18 protein-coding genes and 1 other annotated feature are annotated in these 16146 nt (G+C 34.7%); of the genes, 9 read left to right on the forward strand and 9 right to left on the reverse strand.

What is annotated here, in order from left to right:
* Nucleotides 1–403: 403 nt before the first annotated feature.
* Complete coding sequence (locus JFU20_RS17255; protein ID WP_201038786.1) at nucleotides 404–1222, reverse strand: class I SAM-dependent methyltransferase; 819 nt, start codon at nucleotides 1220–1222, stop codon at nucleotides 404–406.
* 113 nt (nucleotides 1223–1335) lie between these two features.
* Nucleotides 1336–1606, forward strand: a binding site (T-box leader).
* 50 nt (nucleotides 1607–1656) lie between these two features.
* Here JFU20_RS17255 and metG point away from each other — a divergent pair.
* A complete protein-coding gene (metG, locus tag JFU20_RS17260; RefSeq protein WP_002139243.1) occupies nucleotides 1657–3291 on the forward strand; it encodes a methionine--tRNA ligase in 1635 nt (544 codons plus the stop codon).
* A gap of 195 nt (nucleotides 3292–3486) precedes the next feature.
* Here metG and JFU20_RS17265 read toward each other — a convergent pair whose 3' ends face one another.
* The 5 genes from JFU20_RS17265 to JFU20_RS17285 all read right to left on the reverse strand — a co-directional run bounded on the left by JFU20_RS17265 (nucleotide 3487) and on the right by JFU20_RS17285 (nucleotide 7898).
* A complete protein-coding gene (locus tag JFU20_RS17265) occupies nucleotides 3487–4389 on the reverse strand; it encodes an EamA family transporter (protein WP_201038787.1) in 903 nt (300 codons plus the stop codon).
* Nucleotides 4390–4527: 138 nt separating this feature from the next.
* The gene (locus tag JFU20_RS17270) at nucleotides 4528–5955 is read right to left on the reverse strand and encodes a sensor histidine kinase (protein WP_061690062.1); all 1428 of its coding nucleotides are present in this window, start codon (nucleotides 5953–5955) and stop codon (nucleotides 4528–4530) included.
* A complete protein-coding gene (locus tag JFU20_RS17275; protein ID WP_000148832.1) occupies nucleotides 5933–6598 on the reverse strand; it encodes a response regulator transcription factor in 666 nt (221 codons plus the stop codon). Before JFU20_RS17275 ends, JFU20_RS17270 begins: the two co-directional genes overlap by 23 nt.
* A 364-nt stretch (nucleotides 6599–6962) precedes the next feature.
* The gene (locus tag JFU20_RS17280; protein ID WP_002015973.1) at nucleotides 6963–7424 is read right to left on the reverse strand and encodes a L,D-transpeptidase; all 462 of its coding nucleotides are present in this window, start codon (nucleotides 7422–7424) and stop codon (nucleotides 6963–6965) included.
* Nucleotides 7425–7454: 30 nt separating this feature from the next.
* Nucleotides 7455–7898 carry a DUF3978 family protein gene (locus JFU20_RS17285; RefSeq protein ID WP_002034632.1) on the reverse strand — a complete coding sequence of 148 codons (444 nt, stop codon included), beginning with the start codon at nucleotides 7896–7898 and terminating at the stop codon, nucleotides 7455–7457.
* 414 nt (nucleotides 7899–8312) lie between these two features.
* On the opposite strand from JFU20_RS17285, the gene JFU20_RS17290 reads away from it, so the two are divergent.
* The 5 genes from JFU20_RS17290 to JFU20_RS17310 all read left to right on the forward strand — a co-directional run bounded on the left by JFU20_RS17290 (nucleotide 8313) and on the right by JFU20_RS17310 (nucleotide 11396).
* Nucleotides 8313–8927 (forward strand): DedA family protein, encoded by a 615-nt coding sequence (locus JFU20_RS17290; RefSeq protein ID WP_002143668.1) that lies wholly within the window; start codon nucleotides 8313–8315, stop codon nucleotides 8925–8927.
* A 229-nt stretch (nucleotides 8928–9156) separates the two neighbouring features.
* The gene (locus tag JFU20_RS17295) at nucleotides 9157–9378 is read left to right on the forward strand and encodes a helix-turn-helix transcriptional regulator (protein WP_000776157.1); all 222 of its coding nucleotides are present in this window, start codon (nucleotides 9157–9159) and stop codon (nucleotides 9376–9378) included.
* The gene (locus tag JFU20_RS17300; RefSeq protein WP_033715981.1) at nucleotides 9368–10075 is read left to right on the forward strand and encodes a DUF3169 family protein; all 708 of its coding nucleotides are present in this window, start codon (nucleotides 9368–9370) and stop codon (nucleotides 10073–10075) included. The genes JFU20_RS17295 and JFU20_RS17300 overlap by 11 nt, the downstream gene beginning before the upstream one ends.
* A 42-nt stretch (nucleotides 10076–10117) precedes the next feature.
* Complete coding sequence (locus JFU20_RS17305) at nucleotides 10118–11170, forward strand: zinc metalloprotease (RefSeq protein WP_002166509.1); 1053 nt, start codon at nucleotides 10118–10120, stop codon at nucleotides 11168–11170.
* Between the two features lie 85 nt (nucleotides 11171–11255).
* Entirely contained in the window at nucleotides 11256–11396 is a 141-nt protein-coding gene (locus JFU20_RS17310; protein ID WP_000404757.1) for a DUF3985 family protein, read from the forward strand.
* A 225-nt stretch (nucleotides 11397–11621) separates the two neighbouring features.
* On the opposite strand, the gene JFU20_RS17315 is transcribed toward JFU20_RS17310, so the two are convergent.
* Nucleotides 11622–12008 carry a DUF3938 domain-containing protein gene (locus JFU20_RS17315; protein WP_002015968.1) on the reverse strand — a complete coding sequence of 129 codons (387 nt, stop codon included), beginning with the start codon at nucleotides 12006–12008 and terminating at the stop codon, nucleotides 11622–11624.
* A 341-nt stretch (nucleotides 12009–12349) separates the two neighbouring features.
* Nucleotides 12350–13243 (reverse strand): YitT family protein, encoded by an 894-nt coding sequence (locus JFU20_RS17320; RefSeq protein ID WP_000530031.1) that lies wholly within the window; start codon nucleotides 13241–13243, stop codon nucleotides 12350–12352.
* A 274-nt stretch (nucleotides 13244–13517) separates the two neighbouring features.
* On the opposite strand from JFU20_RS17320, the gene JFU20_RS17325 reads away from it, so the two are divergent.
* The 3 genes from JFU20_RS17325 to JFU20_RS17335 all read left to right on the forward strand — a co-directional run bounded on the left by JFU20_RS17325 (nucleotide 13518) and on the right by JFU20_RS17335 (nucleotide 15708).
* Nucleotides 13518–13802, forward strand: coding sequence for a hypothetical protein (locus tag JFU20_RS17325; RefSeq protein WP_002015967.1), 285 nt, complete (start codon nucleotides 13518–13520; stop codon nucleotides 13800–13802).
* Nucleotides 13803–13830: 28 nt separating this feature from the next.
* On the forward strand, nucleotides 13831–14613 hold the full coding sequence (yidC, locus tag JFU20_RS17330; RefSeq protein WP_002015966.1) for a membrane protein insertase YidC: 783 nt from the start codon (nucleotides 13831–13833) through the stop codon (nucleotides 14611–14613).
* Nucleotides 14614–14742: 129 nt separating this feature from the next.
* A complete protein-coding gene (locus JFU20_RS17335; protein WP_201038788.1) occupies nucleotides 14743–15708 on the forward strand; it encodes a hypothetical protein in 966 nt (321 codons plus the stop codon).
* A 90-nt stretch (nucleotides 15709–15798) separates the two neighbouring features.
* On the opposite strand, the gene JFU20_RS17340 is transcribed toward JFU20_RS17335, so the two are convergent.
* Entirely contained in the window at nucleotides 15799–16026 is a 228-nt protein-coding gene (locus JFU20_RS17340) for a hypothetical protein (protein ID WP_002015964.1), read from the reverse strand.
* Nucleotides 16027–16146: the final 120 nt, after the last annotated feature.

Below are 16146 nucleotides of genomic sequence, written 5' to 3' on the forward strand. Positions count from 1 at the left end.
ACCTTTTTTAAAAACTATTTATTGTAATTTATAAATATTAAGAACGAAATTAATAAAAACATGATTAAGAAGTTATTAATCTGTTCAATGAAAATTATAGCAGATAATGGAATATGGCAGATTAATGTGAGTAAATGTTCTTAAAATGTATACATTTGTATATCAAAAAATTCATAAATAAAAATCAGAAATGGTATTGTAATTTGAAATAAAATCCTGTATACTTCTAATTAGTTGATAACGATTATCACTATCAACTAAACATTACTCTTCGTTATGTTGGTCATACCCCTTTTTGACGACGTAAGTCAGAGACGAATGTTGAAATATCTTGTGTCCTATTCTACAGAATTATGGTAATCTCCAACCTCAACTTATATGCGTAAGCATGCAAAAAAGGATCCTATCCGTGAAGGGATCCTTTTTTGCATGTTGTCGCAATTAATGTGTATAGACCTGGTATACGTTCTTCAATTCCTTCGGGTGAAGTAGAAGGGAAAACCCACTTTTGATGAGATCCGTGTTCTTCAATCAATTTTTCAACCTTGAAATTTGTTTCTGCCATTGATGTAATGATTTCTCCTAGTGTCCAGCGCCTAATTTTTGTTTTCGGTAAAGCGTATTTCTGTGATCCCGTAAGGAGAGTACTATAAGCTACGTCATCTTCAATAAGTTCCTCGTCGAAATAATTTCCATTTGCTCGAAATGATGGATGATCTACTCCTAATAATTTTGTATAAACGGGATGATAGTCACGTAGTATAAAGGTCCCATCTTGTTTTAGTAAGTGAGAGATTATATGAAAGAGTGGCTTTAAGTCTAAAAAGTAATGGAGCACGCCAAGTTCCAGTAACACGATATCAAATGATTGAGATAGATTTAAATCTAGTACATCGGAAATGATATATTGAATAGAGACACCAGCAGCTTCGGCTAGTTCGGTTGCATATTTTTCATTACTTGCTGAAATGTCTACAACTGTTACATCGGCTCCTAAAAGAGCAAGAGCAACTGCTTTATTTCCTTTTGATCCGAGTAAATTAATAATACGCTTTCCTTTTGGAGATTGTATGTAAGGTAAATAATGATCTACCTCGCGCACGGGATCTTCCATGAGCTTTTTCGCATAATCCTCTGGCGCCCCGTGACGATTTGTCCAAGCTTCATAAGCAGCTGCGTTCCAGCTTTTTTCATTAATAGTACTTAGTTGTTTTTGATTCAATTTTATCACTCCTTTTGTGAACGTATAGTTATTCGGTGAATGAGTAGGATTTCCTGTTTTTTTGAATAAAAGTTTGATTTTTCTGTTGTTAAGTCGTAAAATACGTTTTATACATAAAAGCGTTGAAAAGGAAAAGTAGAATGGAACCATTCTTTCCAGAGAGCTTCGGTAGCTGAGAAGAAGCAAGAATATTCATTTGAACAATGGCCTTTGAGCTTCGTCCTGAACTTATCAAATGATAATAGTAGGCGGCGACGAGAGTTGGTACTCGTTATCAAAACCACAGTATAAGAGCACATAGCTCCGTACTTGTTAAGGTTAGTTATGCGAATGACTGACGAAATAAGGTGGTACCGCGACTGTTTATACAGCCCCGCCCTTATCTTTTTTAAGATAAGGGCGGGGCTTTTTATATTTTAAAGGAGGAATATAAGATGAGTATTTTTATTGGAGGCGCTTGGCCGTATGCAAATGGTTCGTTACACCTTGGGCACATTGCTAGTTTGTTACCAGGAGATATTTTAGCACGTTATTACAGGGCAAAAGGTGAGCATGTGTTGTATGTTTCAGGAAGTGATTGTAATGGAACACCGATTACAATTAGAGCAAAGCAAGAAGGTGTGACGGTGAAAGAAATTGCTGATAAGTATCACGAAGAGTTTGAGCGATGTTTTCGTAGCCTTGGTTTTACTTATGATTGCTATACACGTACAGATAGTGAGCATCATCATGAAACTGTTCAAAAAGTCTTTTTGCGACTATTAGAAGAAGGTTATATTTATAAAAAAGTAGTTGAGCAAGCTTATTGTGAAACGTGTACGCAATTTTTACCGGATCGATATGTAGAAGGTATTTGTCCGCATTGTCATGAAGCAGCAAGGGGCGATCAATGCGATGCTTGTTCCGCTATTTTAGATCCACTCGATTTGTTAGAAAAGAAATGTAAGTTATGTGGTAGTACGCCATCAGTACAGGAAACAGAGCATTTCTATTTTGCATTGCATAAATTTCAGCAGCAAATTAAAGAGGCCGTAGAAATTGCAAAGCAGAAAGGAACATGGCGCGACAATGCAATTCAATTAACAGAGAGATATTTAAAGGAAGGATTACAAGATAGGGCAGTGTCACGTGATTTACCAATTGGGGTACCAATTCCAGTGGCAGGATATGAAGATAAGAAAATTTACGTATGGATTGAAGCAGTGACAGGATATTATTCGGCGAGTAAAAATTGGGCTGAAGAAACAGGGAAAGATGATCAAGAGTTTTGGGATAAAGAAGCGAAAACATATTATGTACATGGTAAGGATAATATTCCGTTTCATTCAATCATTTGGCCAGCGGTATTACTTGGAATAGGAGAAGAAGCGATCCCGCGTCATATCGTTTCGAATGAGTATTTAACAGTAGAAAAAAGAAAATTATCGACAAGTAAAAACTGGGCAGTATGGGTACCTGATATATTGGAACGCTACAATCCCGATTCTATTCGTTACTTTTTAACAGTTAATGCACCAGAAAATCGTGATACTGATTTTTCATGGCGTGAATTCATTTACAGTCATAATAGTGAATTGTTAGGTGCATACGGGAACTTTGTGAACCGGACATTAAAGTTTATTGAAAAATATTATGGTGGTACTGTACCGAAGGGAAGTATTGATGTAGAGCTGAAAGATAAAGTAGAAGGATTATATAAAAGTGTAGGAGAGGCGATTGAACAAACTAAATTTAAGGTGGCACTAGAAACAATATTTGATGCAGTACGCTTTGCAAATAAATACTTTGATGAAAAGCAGCCTTGGAAACAAAGAGAAGACGACCCAGTTTCATGTGAGGAAACAATTTATAATTGTGTTTACCTAATAGCAAACTTTGCACAACTGCTTGAACCATTTTTACCGTTTTCAAGTGAAAGAGTTAGAAATACATTATCGAGTGTTAAAGTAAATTGGGAACCTCAAAATACGTTGCCAAACCGAATTGATAATGTGCAGCCATTATTTGAGCGAATCGATGTAAAACAAATTGAACATGAGGTAGAGAAGTTATATGGAGCGGTAAAGTGAAATATAAGGAAAAGACCTTTCAAATAAATGAAAGGTCTTTTGTTATGCTGTATAACCCTCTTTCGTATCTTTCAAAAAGAAAAGCACAGCAAGGATTACGAGAATAATAGCCGCAATATCATATGTTATTTTGAAGGTAGTAATAAAGTTTAACATATCGTAACTTTATTCACATTTATATACAAGTTGATGTTGTCATGCACTATGAACACGATTATGTTTTTTTTCTTTCCTAGCAGTAAGTAGTTGTGGTGTGAAAATACCGAGTAATATAAACACAATCCCAATCCACTGCATTGGCGATACAACTTCATGAACAAGTGTAATAGAAGCGATAATTGCTGTTGGTAATTCAGCTGCACCTAATATTGTACCAAGTCCCGTTCCGACTTTTGGTACCCCAATTGAAAAACAAATGACAGGTATAATAACCCCGAACAGTCCAAGGAAGAAAGCATATTTCCATAGGCCTGCTTGTAAAGCACCGTCCGTTAAAAAGGTAGGCGGGAAAAATAAGCATACAATAAGAGTAGCACTCGTTGTCATAAGAAAGCTTTTCGTATAAGGCGGAACATCTGTAGCAACGCGCCCGCTTACAAATACATAGAATGAGAAAGAGACGGCAGCTAATAGTCCGAAAATAATACCTTTCGTAGAAAAGTTTTGTCCAAGACCTTCAAATACTCCACCAGCAAACAATGTACCAGTAAATAAAATAATAATAGATATAACTTTCTCACGGCTTGGGAATGTCCGGTTGGCAATCGCTTCGATGACTACACCAATCCAAGTGAACTGAAAGAGTAAAACGACAGCGATAGAGGCTGGCAGTTCTTCTACGGAAATAGCATAGAAAATACCTGTCATACTCATTGTTGTGCCGACTGTTAGTAACGAAAAGAATTGTCTTTTTGATACTTTATGACGTGAAAAGAACAGAACGAGTAAAAGTAGTCCAATCCATCCGAAGACATATTGCCCTCCTAGTAGTTGGTGTGCGGAAAATCCGTCGATGAATCCGAGTTTAAAAATAGTTGAAAGTACGCCGTAGCTACAAGCGCCGAATAAAACTAGTAATGAATACTTAAACTTCTCCATAAAAATCCTCCTTTTAAATAATAAAAAACGCCCGCTATCCAAATAAGGATAACGGGCGAACGAAACAGAGTAAGATACTCTACAAAATTCCGCCATTCATACGAAGTATGAATTTGGGGTATGAAATTAGAGTAGGTTTTACATTGCTTTTGGGAATACAATGGAGCATTTTACACCTTGAGGTGTGTTTTGTATTCCATAAGGAAACTGATGTTTATCTAATATTTGTTTTACAATATATAACCCAAGACCACTACCTTGTACTAAGCCATGTTTGTCAGGATTTGCGCGATAGAAGGGTTCAAATAAATGGGCAAGTTTATCTTCATCAATTTGAGAACCTGTATTTAATACTTCTAATGCGTAACCGTTTGGCTTTTCATAAAGTTTTATATATACATGCTGATGGTCAATTGTATAATGAATTGCATTTGAAATAATGTTAAAAATAGCAGTTTGCATAAATTTAGGATCAGCTAAAATTTGTGCATCTTGTTTAATGTTAGATTGAACATTTAATTGTTTTACAGATACAAAATAATCTACTTTCTTTATAACGTCCTCAATAATATTAGTTAATGAGATAACTTTTAAATTTGGTTTAAATTGAGGGTTTTGTATTTTGGATAATTCTGACACTTTTTCCGTTAATATGTTAATATCTTGCATCATCTCATATGAACGTTTTAAATATTTATCTCTATCTTTATAAGCGCCAATTCCGTGAATCATGCCATCGAGTTGTCCCATAACGGCTGCGATTGGTGTTTTTAATTCATGGGATATCATAGACATAAATTCTTTACGAGATTGTTCTAACTGTTGTTCTTTCTTGAGCTCAGTTCGTAAATCTTTATTTGTTTCATTTAGATTCTTCACAATGGTTGGGACTTGTGAAGCGGCTACTTGCAAATTAAAATCTGTTTGATCTGTATTTTTGTTAGGTGATTGTTGATCTGAAAAGTCCAGATTTATAATATCTTTTAAAGTATCACTCATATATTGAAAAGGTTTGGCAATTAGTTTGGCATAAAATAAAGAACCGAGCAGAGATAATGCAAGCATTGTTGCACCAATATTTGGAGCTAATTGTTGCAAGGCATCTGCTAAACTAGGATTATCATGTGTTTCGTTTGTTTTCTTTTCTGCATTTTGTGTATGTAAGGAATCCGTGTTAGCGGCTGTTTGTTCTGCTTTAGTATGTGATTCAGTTTTGTTACTTTCCTCCGAAAGATTTGCTACATTTTCTTTTGCTTTTGTAGTTTGGCTAGGTTGCAAAAGGTGATTAACAGCAGTAGAGAGTGTTTTGAAATCTATAATAGATGATTGGAAATTTGAGATACTACTCTCTGAAATAGCTTTATTTTGTTCATTTTTCGTAACTGAATCTGCATGTTCCGCAGTTTGATTTTCAGGTTTTTTCGCATAACGCTCTTTATCATAGTTTAAAGCTAGAAAATAAATGATTTGATAAAGACAAATTGATAAAAGAACACAAAACAATAGGGTTTTGATGAATATATTTTTGGTGATGTTGTCTTTGCTACGATTCGATTTTGTAGCCAATGCCTTTCACCGTTTTAATATAAGGAATTTCTAATTTTTTTCGTAAGTTTTTAATATGTGTATCTATAACCCTCACATCACCATAATGTTCATAGCCCCATACCTTATTCAACAAATCACTTCTTGATAGTACTTTTCCACGATTTTGCAGTAAAGTATATATAATTTCAAATTCTTTTGTAGTCAATTCAATTTGATTACCATGAACATAAGCGGCATATGCTGTAGAATTTAACATCAATTCATGGAATTGTAGTATAGTTGCAGCTTCTGCTTCCTTTGTTGCTGCCCTTCTTAATACAGCTTCTACACGTTTTATAAATACGGTGTAATGGAACGGTTTTGTAATATAGTCATCAATACCTAACTCAAATCCTTTAATTTCACTTTCTTCATTATGTAAGCCTGTTAACATAATGATTGGTACATCAGATTGTCCTCGCATAATTTTACAAATACTATAGCCATCTATATCTGGTAACATTACATCGAGGAGGACAAGATCGTATGAATTTTTTTGGAAAAGAAGAATGCCTTCTGTTCCAGCACCAACTACATCAACAGTAAAGTTTTGTGCCATTAGAAATTCACGAATAAGTTCTTGTATATCTGGGTTGTCTTCAATCACCAGTATATGCGTCATAGTAACACCTCCTAAATAACGCTTTTTACTGCAATATTCGAATTCATCATTTTTTGGATGACTCAGATTGTTTATACATATAATAAGCCCCCGCTATAAAATAGTAATGAAAGTAGCAAGGGGGATTGTTTAGTGTCACTGAATAGTTCAGAATTACAGTAGTTCTATTATAGTATGTATTGTAAAATTTATAAAATATTATAACTGTATAATTTTAATATCCATGTTTATCAATGTTAAGATGATGTTGAATGCAATCTATTTTTATTATATATGTAAATACAGTTGTTTTGCTACTGTAAATGAATAAATAAAATAAGCCAAGACATAAAATTCTTGGCTACACATAAATCTTGTTCTTAGGCTAATTTACAGTGACAGTAGCTTGCTGCTGAACGCGCTCAAATAACCAGTGAATATCATTGTTAAACATACGAATACAACCAAGTGTTGTTGCTTTCCCGATTGCTTGATTATTGTTAGTTCCATGAATCGCATACGTTGTTCCGTAAGTTCCTGCCATATTTAATCCGAGCCAGCGGTCCCCAAGTGGATTACGTGGATCGCCGCCTTTAATTTTTCCTGTATAGTAAGGACGGTTTTTAATTTTATTTACGATTTGAAAAGTACCCTTAGGTGTTGGTGTTGCTGCTTTTCCAGTAGCGACAGTGAAACTTTTTATGAATTTTCCATCTTGATAATAATCCATTTTATTTATTTTTGTGTTTACGATAAGCTGATCTTTCGTCGTAGCTGCTTCTGCAGTAGTGAATGGAAGAGTTAAAAATCCTAATGATAATAGCGCACTTAATAATAGTTTTTTCATTATATTCTCCTTTTACTTATTGTAGTAGTCTTACATACAATGAATTTGTAATCCTCGTAATGCTTGATTGACATTTTCATCTAATGTTTCAAAGAAGGTAGTAATCTTTGTATTACATTTGTTGTTTTTATCAATAAGTAATCTTTCATTTAATAAAAGCTCACCATGTAGTCCAAAACTTTGAACTCGAATATTTAGTTCATCTTCAGTTTCAGAAATAATCGGTAAGAAATAGTGAAAAGCTTTCGTTGGAATGATGTAGCTTTTGCCAATCATGCTTTCTTGATTTGAATTAACCCATTTTCTCGTGACGATCTTAATGTTCTTTTTTGAAACGATAAAAGACAGCGTTGTAGATTTTGTTAAACTTACGTCAAATTCATTTGTTTCACATATTTGTAAATTAAAAACGGTTTCATTTTGATGAGATTCAACATTCGTATTAATAAAATCGTGCATTTTATAAGCTTCCATTTCTTATTCACCCTTTTTTCAATTTCGAAAAGCGACTTATATTTATTCAGTTTAATGTTTAGTCATATATTAGCTAAATTTTTCAACAAATTCCGATATAATCTTACAATACGTATATGAAGCTAATATGAAGTTCATATGAGTTTGTGGTGGTTTTTTATAGAGAACAAAATAAGGTGGTTTTCGAGTGTTAAAAACTGGATGAAAAATGTATATTAATGGATTTCCTTCGCGTGATATATAGTTGTTAGCTTGTTTTTAAATGCTAATAGATATAAGTAAATAGAGAACAAAAAACTTTAGAATGAGCCTTACAAAAATGTAATAAAAATGTAAGCTATTGTGATAGTTATTTCGACAATTTTTTTATACAATAATAGTAACAAGTTGTACGTGAATGAAAGGGGAGATGACATGGAATGGGTTCATGAATTATTTCAGCAATATGGGTATTATGTAGTACTTGTAGGCCTGCTGTTAGAATATATTGCACTTCCGTTTCCGGGAGAGCCAACATTAGCATATGCGGGGTTTTTAGCACAGAAGGGTGATCTAAGTTTACCTATTTTAATTATCCTATCCTTTATTGGGACAAGTGTAGGAATGACGATTCAATACTTTTTAGGTAATAAGCTTGGTATGCCTTTTGTTCAAAAATACGGGAAGTACGTATTTTTAACACAAAGAAAAATTGATTTAACGAGAATGTGGTTCGATAAATATGGATATTTCCTTATCTTTATTGGCTTCTTCATTCCTGGTGTACGTCATTTTACAGGATACTTTGCAGGTATCATTAACTTACCGTTTCGCCGCTTTGCAATTACAATTTATTCAGGTGCTTTATTCTGGGTATCGTTCTTCTTAATTGGCGGCTACTGGTTAGGTGGTAACTTACATGATATTTTCGGATTACTGGGAGATCATATCGGCAAAATCATTTTCGGAGCGATTGTCATTGTAGCAATTACGTTAAGCATTCGTTTCCGCAAACAACTAAAACGAGTATTTTTACAAAACGCAAGTTAATATGGAATCCATTCTATGTCAGATTTTAGGAAGGCAGTGCAAAAGCACTGCCTTTTTTATTTTATGTTCCAATCTATGTTAATAAGCTATTGTCTTCTCATATGCTTAATATTCCATATTTATTATATAGATTACCTGACAATTATTAACGTCAAAATGCCAATTATAATTGACAAAGATAAGGATATTATTTACAATTTTAATTAAATAAATGAAAAAGAGGGAAGATATGAAGCTTCAAAATCGAGTGAGGGAATTGCGAGCAAAGCATCGTTTATCACAAGGGGATTTAGGGAAAGCGATTGGCTCATCACGGCAAACCATTAGTTTAATTGAACGCGGGGATTATGCACCATCTATTGTATTGTCGTTAAAAATCGCACACATTTTCAATGTACCGGTGGAGGAAATATTTACGTTAGTGGAGGGGGAAGAGGACGATGAAGAGTAAAATAAAAAAACAATTTGATTTTGTGGGGAAAATAGCATTAAGTATGATGGGTGGCTTTTTAACATCTTATATAGCTTTAGATTTACTCTCGGATGAACCGAGAAAATTATCACCCAATATATTAATAGGTGTATGTACTATTTTTGGAATCGTAATGATGTATTACACTTGGAAGAATACACGTATGTTAGCGGAAGCGCGTGATGAAGAAGAGAGCGTACAAGGCAGAAAATTAGGCATTATAAGTATATATTTACGTGTAGGTGATATAGTTACGCAGGCATGGTTTGTATATGCAGTTATTACATGTAGACGTGCACTGTTGCAGGATATAAATGTTTCATTTGCAGTGTGGAATTTAGTAGCTTCTATTGCCTGTTTAACTATTGTAGTAATTATCGGGATCATAACAAAAAATCGTTATAATAAGCTATATCCTGAACAAGGTGTAACATATATGGAATCAATGAAAATGTGGACGAAAAACGTAGATGAAGGGTTAAAGCACATTGTGCATGAGGCTGGATATAAAGCGTATGAGTTTACGAATACAGTACTGGCATATGTATGGTGGGGTGCTGTTATATATACAGCGGCTAGTGATATCGATTTTGTATTAATTGGTTTAATCTCATTTATTTGGATATTGCATCTCGGAAAATTCATGTACGAAATGCAGAGAAAAATGATTTATTAAGGGGAGAAAAAGGTGGATATTTTAAGAAGGCCAGCTGGTTCCATGACGGCGGCGTTAGTTTTGTCCATTTTATACGGAGTAATCCAAACTGGTAAATTAGAAACAATGTTGGATATATGGGCATTATTTGGAGTTTTTTTATTAGTGCTATCCATTCATGAGTTAGGGCATGTAGTATTTGGTTTAATAGGTGGTTTGAATTTTAAATTTATGACAGTAGGACCTATTACTGTGCAAAATGAGAAAGGAAAAATACGAATTCGAGAAAATAAATTATGGGAGTACTTTGGAGGCGTGGCGATGCTAGTACCGCCTTCTATAGAGACACCGAACCTTTCAAAAAAATGGGCGTGGATGACTTTAGGTGGACCGATTACAAGTTTACTATTTGGTATTACTTTTGGTTACATATATATGGTGAGTTATTATCAATATCTTTTATATTTTTCCGTTTTCCATTTTGTGATTTTTGCAGCTACAATCGTGCCGATAAAAGGAACGTTTCTGAGTGATGGCATGCAATTTCTCATTTTAATTAAAGATGATGAAAAAGCTAAGCAGCATTTATACACGATTCAAGTATCAAGTGAGTTATTTAGTTATAAAAGACCGAAAGATTGGGATGAGAGGTTAATAGAACTTAGTGAGGAAAAATTAAAAGAGGATAAAAGTATAAGTGAGATAATGAGTGGACTTATGCTCGTCTTTTATGCCCGAGCTGATGAAGAGGGAATGGAAAGGGCGATACCGTATGTAGAACAAATTGTTCAACTACCTGTAACAAAAGAAAATAAGTTTTTCGTTAGTAGCTTTCATAGTTGGTATCTTTTATATAAAGTACTGTATCAGGAGGAAAGTCTTTCCCTGCAAGAAGCGAAGGAATATGCAAAGGCAATTACAAGGCTGGACTTACATGGGTATTACCGCGCACAAGGAATTATCAAATATTTAGAGCAAGACATGGAAGCATTCCATATTTATATGAAGAAAGCTGATAAAGAATTGGAGAGTGCTGAGAAGAGTGGAATGGGATATTTACAAGTAGAGAGAGAATGGTTTGAGCAGCTACAGGCGAGGGTATCTTACGATGGGTGAGGTATCCTCTTTTTTATATGTCATCTTATTCGATTTCATAAAAAACGAAGTACAGGTAGAATAAAAGAGATAGGAGGAGATACATATGGAAATTTTATCGATTATTTTGATAGTCTTGCTCATTTATGCTGTTTTTAAAGTGGCGTATGTAGCATTAAAGATACTCGCGATCCTATTAATTATCTTTTTAATCGTTGAGTTCGGCAGTAAGTTACTTGGGGGATAGGCATGTTGTGCGTTTTGAGTGTCGAACCGTCGATATAATGAAAAAATCGCTGATATAAGTGGAGAAACGATCGATATATTTTAAAAATCGTTGATATATTTAATTGAATACTAAGTGGGGTATATGGGAAAGAAGTTGCCGTGGAGGTGACTTCTTTTTATTTTGGTGATGGGGTATGAACAGGAAAGAACAGTAAACAAAAAAGCTGGAAGAATATCTTCCAGCTTAAGAGTTACTTTCAATTTGTTGACCATTTTCTTCTTCGTGGTCTTGTAATAGGTTGAATACGTCTGCTAGGCAGAATGCGATAAACCAAGTCCATAGACCGTGGAAGAAAGCTGAGCTTAATTGAAGTGGTAATGTATAGTTTGTCATTGAGTAGGAAATACATCCACCAACGATTCCGATCATTGTTAATAACATTGTTTTTTGAGCATTTTCTTCTGGATTGAAGAGGAAGAAAATGTATCCGCCTAAAATTGAAGCGCTTACAAGGGTTTCGATTCCATTAAAAATGATATTCTCTCCAAGCTCTGTGTTTGTCCAGAAACAGATCACGCCGCCGACGATGGCAAATAGGACAGCTAGTGTGTATCGTATATATTGATTCATATGTTCATCTCCTTATGTAATAAGATGATTTGGAAGTCAAAAAGGTAGGTATAGTATATTGAAGTGAATTTTAGTTGTACGTATCTTTTATAAAAAGATCAGTGAAGAATAACTAAGATGATCGGTTTTTTTTAAACCGTTACGTGTATGGTGTCTGAAATATACCCGACTGCTCGTTTCTTTTTGCTTATAAAAATAAGAGAAACTTCCAAGTCTATATACTCTTTTTTGTAAGTCTAGTTTTATTATAACACATTTAGTGATACAATAATAGAATTATCTGATTTTGTAATAAGTGTAAAAAATAAAAAACGCAAGGAATTGTAGTTCCTTGCGCTTTTTTATATACGTTTGAAACGGCCGACAATTTCAACTGTTTCAGTAATGTTCATAAATGCTTTATTATCCACTTGGCGGATAATACGTTTCATTTCGCCCAACTCGTAGCGAGTTACGACAGTGTAAATCATTTTTTTCTTATGGTTTGTATAGCCGCCGACAGCATCTACCATTGTTACGCCACGTATGCCGTGATGTAATAGTGAGCTTTTTATTTCCTCACCTTTTTCTGTAATTGTCATTATCGTTAATTTAATATGTTTTGTATGCACGGCATCAATTACTTTGCTGACTACAAACCGACTAATTAACGTATAAAGCGTAATATCCCATCCGAAAATAAATCCTGCTGCAACAAGTAAGATTAAGTTGAATCCAAAGATGATTGCTCCAATTGAAACATCGCGATGTTTCGCTACAATCAATCCAACAACATCAAAACCACCTGTTGAAGAAGCAAATCGGAATATGATTCCTGAGGCAGCACCGCAGATGACACCACCGAACACAGAAGACAGTAAAATATCGTCTGAAACTTGGTGTACTGGGATAATGTTCATCGCTAAAGATGATACAGCTACAAAGTATGCCGTTAAAAAGGTTGTCTTCTTTCCTAAGTAAAAGTGACTTAAAATAAGAAGTGGAATGTTTAGTAAAAAGATAAGTGCTCCGATATTGTAGTGCATTAAATAACCGATAATCATCCCTACACCAGCGAACCCACCGCTAATCATATTATGCGGGATAAAAAACATATTCATAGAAATTGCATACAAAATAGAAGCTATAAAAATAACAACTAACTGTATGATGAATTCTAAATGAAATGTTTTAGCTGCTGGGAAGGATAAAAAGGCGGTGTCGGGAACGTAATCGGCGTCTCCTAGTTGACCCATAGTATGTTTCATCTCCATATTCATTTTTGATTACAAGAAGAGAATAAAGCTTTTTTCAAAAACTGGCAATAGTTTTATTATAATGCAAAAATTTTATAAATTTCTAACAAATTAAACCTATTCAAAGATACGTGTGAATATACTAAAGAAAGCGAATACATTGGTTTTCTAGCATAATTTTTTGAGAAAATATGCAAAAAAACTTTTGAGAACAAAAGGAAATAGAGAATGTTTGCTGAATATGCTAAAATGACTTTATTAAGGATGTGAAGCGATGGAATTTTTATTGCAGGATGCAATTCTATATATATCGTTTGTAACGACAGCGCTTTGTGTATTAGAAGTCTTTTTTCTTGCTAACGTTTCTCGCTTTGTGCGTCAGCAAGCATCGAGCGGTAGACAGAGAGCTTTTAAACTAGTAGATACGTGTGAAGAGGGTACAAGAAATGTACCGCTATTTTCTATTTTTTATAAATATGGAATGATTCGTTCTGTCCGCAGACAAGAATCGAGTGGAGAGAGTGACGAGGTAGGTCCGTATACACCAATGTTTCGCTAATTAATTACGAAACATTGGAGGAATGAACATGTTAAAATCATACCGAGCTAGGCTCATTAGTTTATCATTATTACTTGTTTTTGTTTTATCTGGCTGCAGTAATGCAGGTACAATTGATTCACATAGTACGGGAATTTGGAACCATTATTTCGTATATCCAATCTCATTTATGATTCAATTTGTTGCTCATCATATACCTGGAGCTAGCTTCGGGATTGCCATCATTATCATGACGCTCGTTATTCGTTCAGCAATGATTCCATTAGCTGTTTCGCAATATCGTAGCCAAGCGAAAATGAAAAAAATGCAACCTGAATTACAGAAGCTGAAACAGAAATACGGTGATGTGGGTAAAGATCTTGAAAAACAAAAGCAGTATCAAAAAGAAATGTCAGAACTAATGAAATCAGGCGGTTGGAATCCGTTAGCTGGGTGCTGGCCAATCTTTATACAAATGCCGATTTTCTCTGCTTTGTATTATGCGATTAGCCGAACTGAAGAGATTCGTACATCTTCATTTTTATGGGTGAACCTAGGACATGCAGATCCATATCATATATTACCGATTATCGCAGCGTTAACAACATTTATTCAAATGAAGGTGTTCCAATCAAATGTAACGCCTGGAGAACAAGTTCAAATGCTGAAAATACAGCAAATTATGATGCCTGCAATGATTCTATTTATGGGATTTGCGGCGCCATCAGGACTGGTGCTGTATTGGATTACAGGTAACTTATTTACAATGACACAAACAATTGTATTAAGAAAAGTAATGGAACGTGAAGAATTACAATTACAAAAAGCTTAGAAAAACGCCGCTCGTGATGAGCGGTGTTTTTTATTTAAATCGTTAAGGAAATTTTAAGAAACCAACATTACTATTGGCATTGTATACGAAAGTGTACATGCTTTAGAACTATGAAGGAGGAAATTTCCTATGAAGAAGAAAACAGTTGGGTATTTAGTAATTGCAGGTGCTCTATCATTTGGAATTGTAGGAGGAGCTGGTATACCAGCGTTTGCGGCAACTAATACTCCAGCAGCTGAGCAAGTTACAAAAGGAACTGCGAAGAAGAATTTAGATGAGGCTACAAAACAAAAAGTAAAAACGATTATGGACGATACAAAGAAACAGTTAGAGGGATTAGGTGTGAAATTCCCAGAGAAGGGTAAGCACAAGGAAATGTTTGCAGGACTAGATGATCAGGCGAAAGAAAAAGCAAAGTCGATTCTAGAGCAAGAAAAGTCCGGGAAATTAACTCGCGAACAAGCAAATGAGGAATTAACAAAGCTAGGCGTGAAATTCCCAGAGAAAGGTAAGCACAAAGATATATTCGCGAATTTAGATGAGGTGACAAAAGAAAAAGCGAAGTCCATTTTTGAGCAAGAAAAGTCCGGAGCATTAACGCATGAGCAAGTGAAAGAGAAATTGAAAGAATTAGGCGTAACGCTTCCAGAGAAAGGGAAGCATGGTGACATGTTCGCGGATTTAGATGAGGCGACAAAAGAAAAAGCGGAAGCAATTTTGAAGCAAGAAAAGTCTGGAACAATAACTCGTGAGCAAGCGAAAGCCAAGTTGAAAGAACTAGGTGTGAAATTCCCAGAGAAAGGGAAGCACGGTGATATGTTCGCGAATCTAGATGAGGCGACAAAAGAAAAAGCGAAGTCCATTTTTGAGCAAGAAAAGTCCGGGAAATTAACTCGCGAGCAAGCGAAAGAAGAATTGACAAAACTAGGTGTGAATCTTCCAGAGAAAGGGAAGCATGAAGACATCTTTGCAAACTTAGATGAGGCGACAAAAGAAAAAGCGAAAGCGATTCTAGAAAAGGAAAAGAAACAATTAGCAGATTTAAATGTGGATCTTCCAAATCATAAATTTTTTATGAAAACAGATGATAAATAATTGAACTATGTAGTATCTTTCGTGTGGGCAACCGAAAGGTACATATGACAAATGCGAGGACCGATTTCTGTAAGCAGAAATCGGTCCCTTTTAATGATTCATTGAAATTCTTTTCATTGTTAGTATGTATCCAAAGATGCAGTAGAAGATTGCAAAACCGATAAACACTTCAGTATATTGGTATTTACCTAATACGTAGAAGGAAGCAGCTGGTATAATAGCTACCGCTAAAATGCTATAACCAGGATACTTATATCGATACATGATAGCGAATATAAAAGAAAGAACCGTAGCGATGATACAAAAAATAGCAATCATTATTAGTACACCTCCTACATGAATTGTACCATTTTTAGGGAATTAGAGAAGTGTCGGAACTTCTGTTATAATATAAGAAGAGAAATGTTTCTTATGTTATATAAAAAATATATTGATTTT

This window comes from Bacillus sp. TH30 (assembly GCF_016650875.1).
In the GTDB taxonomy this organism is placed as follows: domain Bacteria; phylum Bacillota; class Bacilli; order Bacillales; family Bacillaceae_G; genus Bacillus_A; species Bacillus_A mycoides.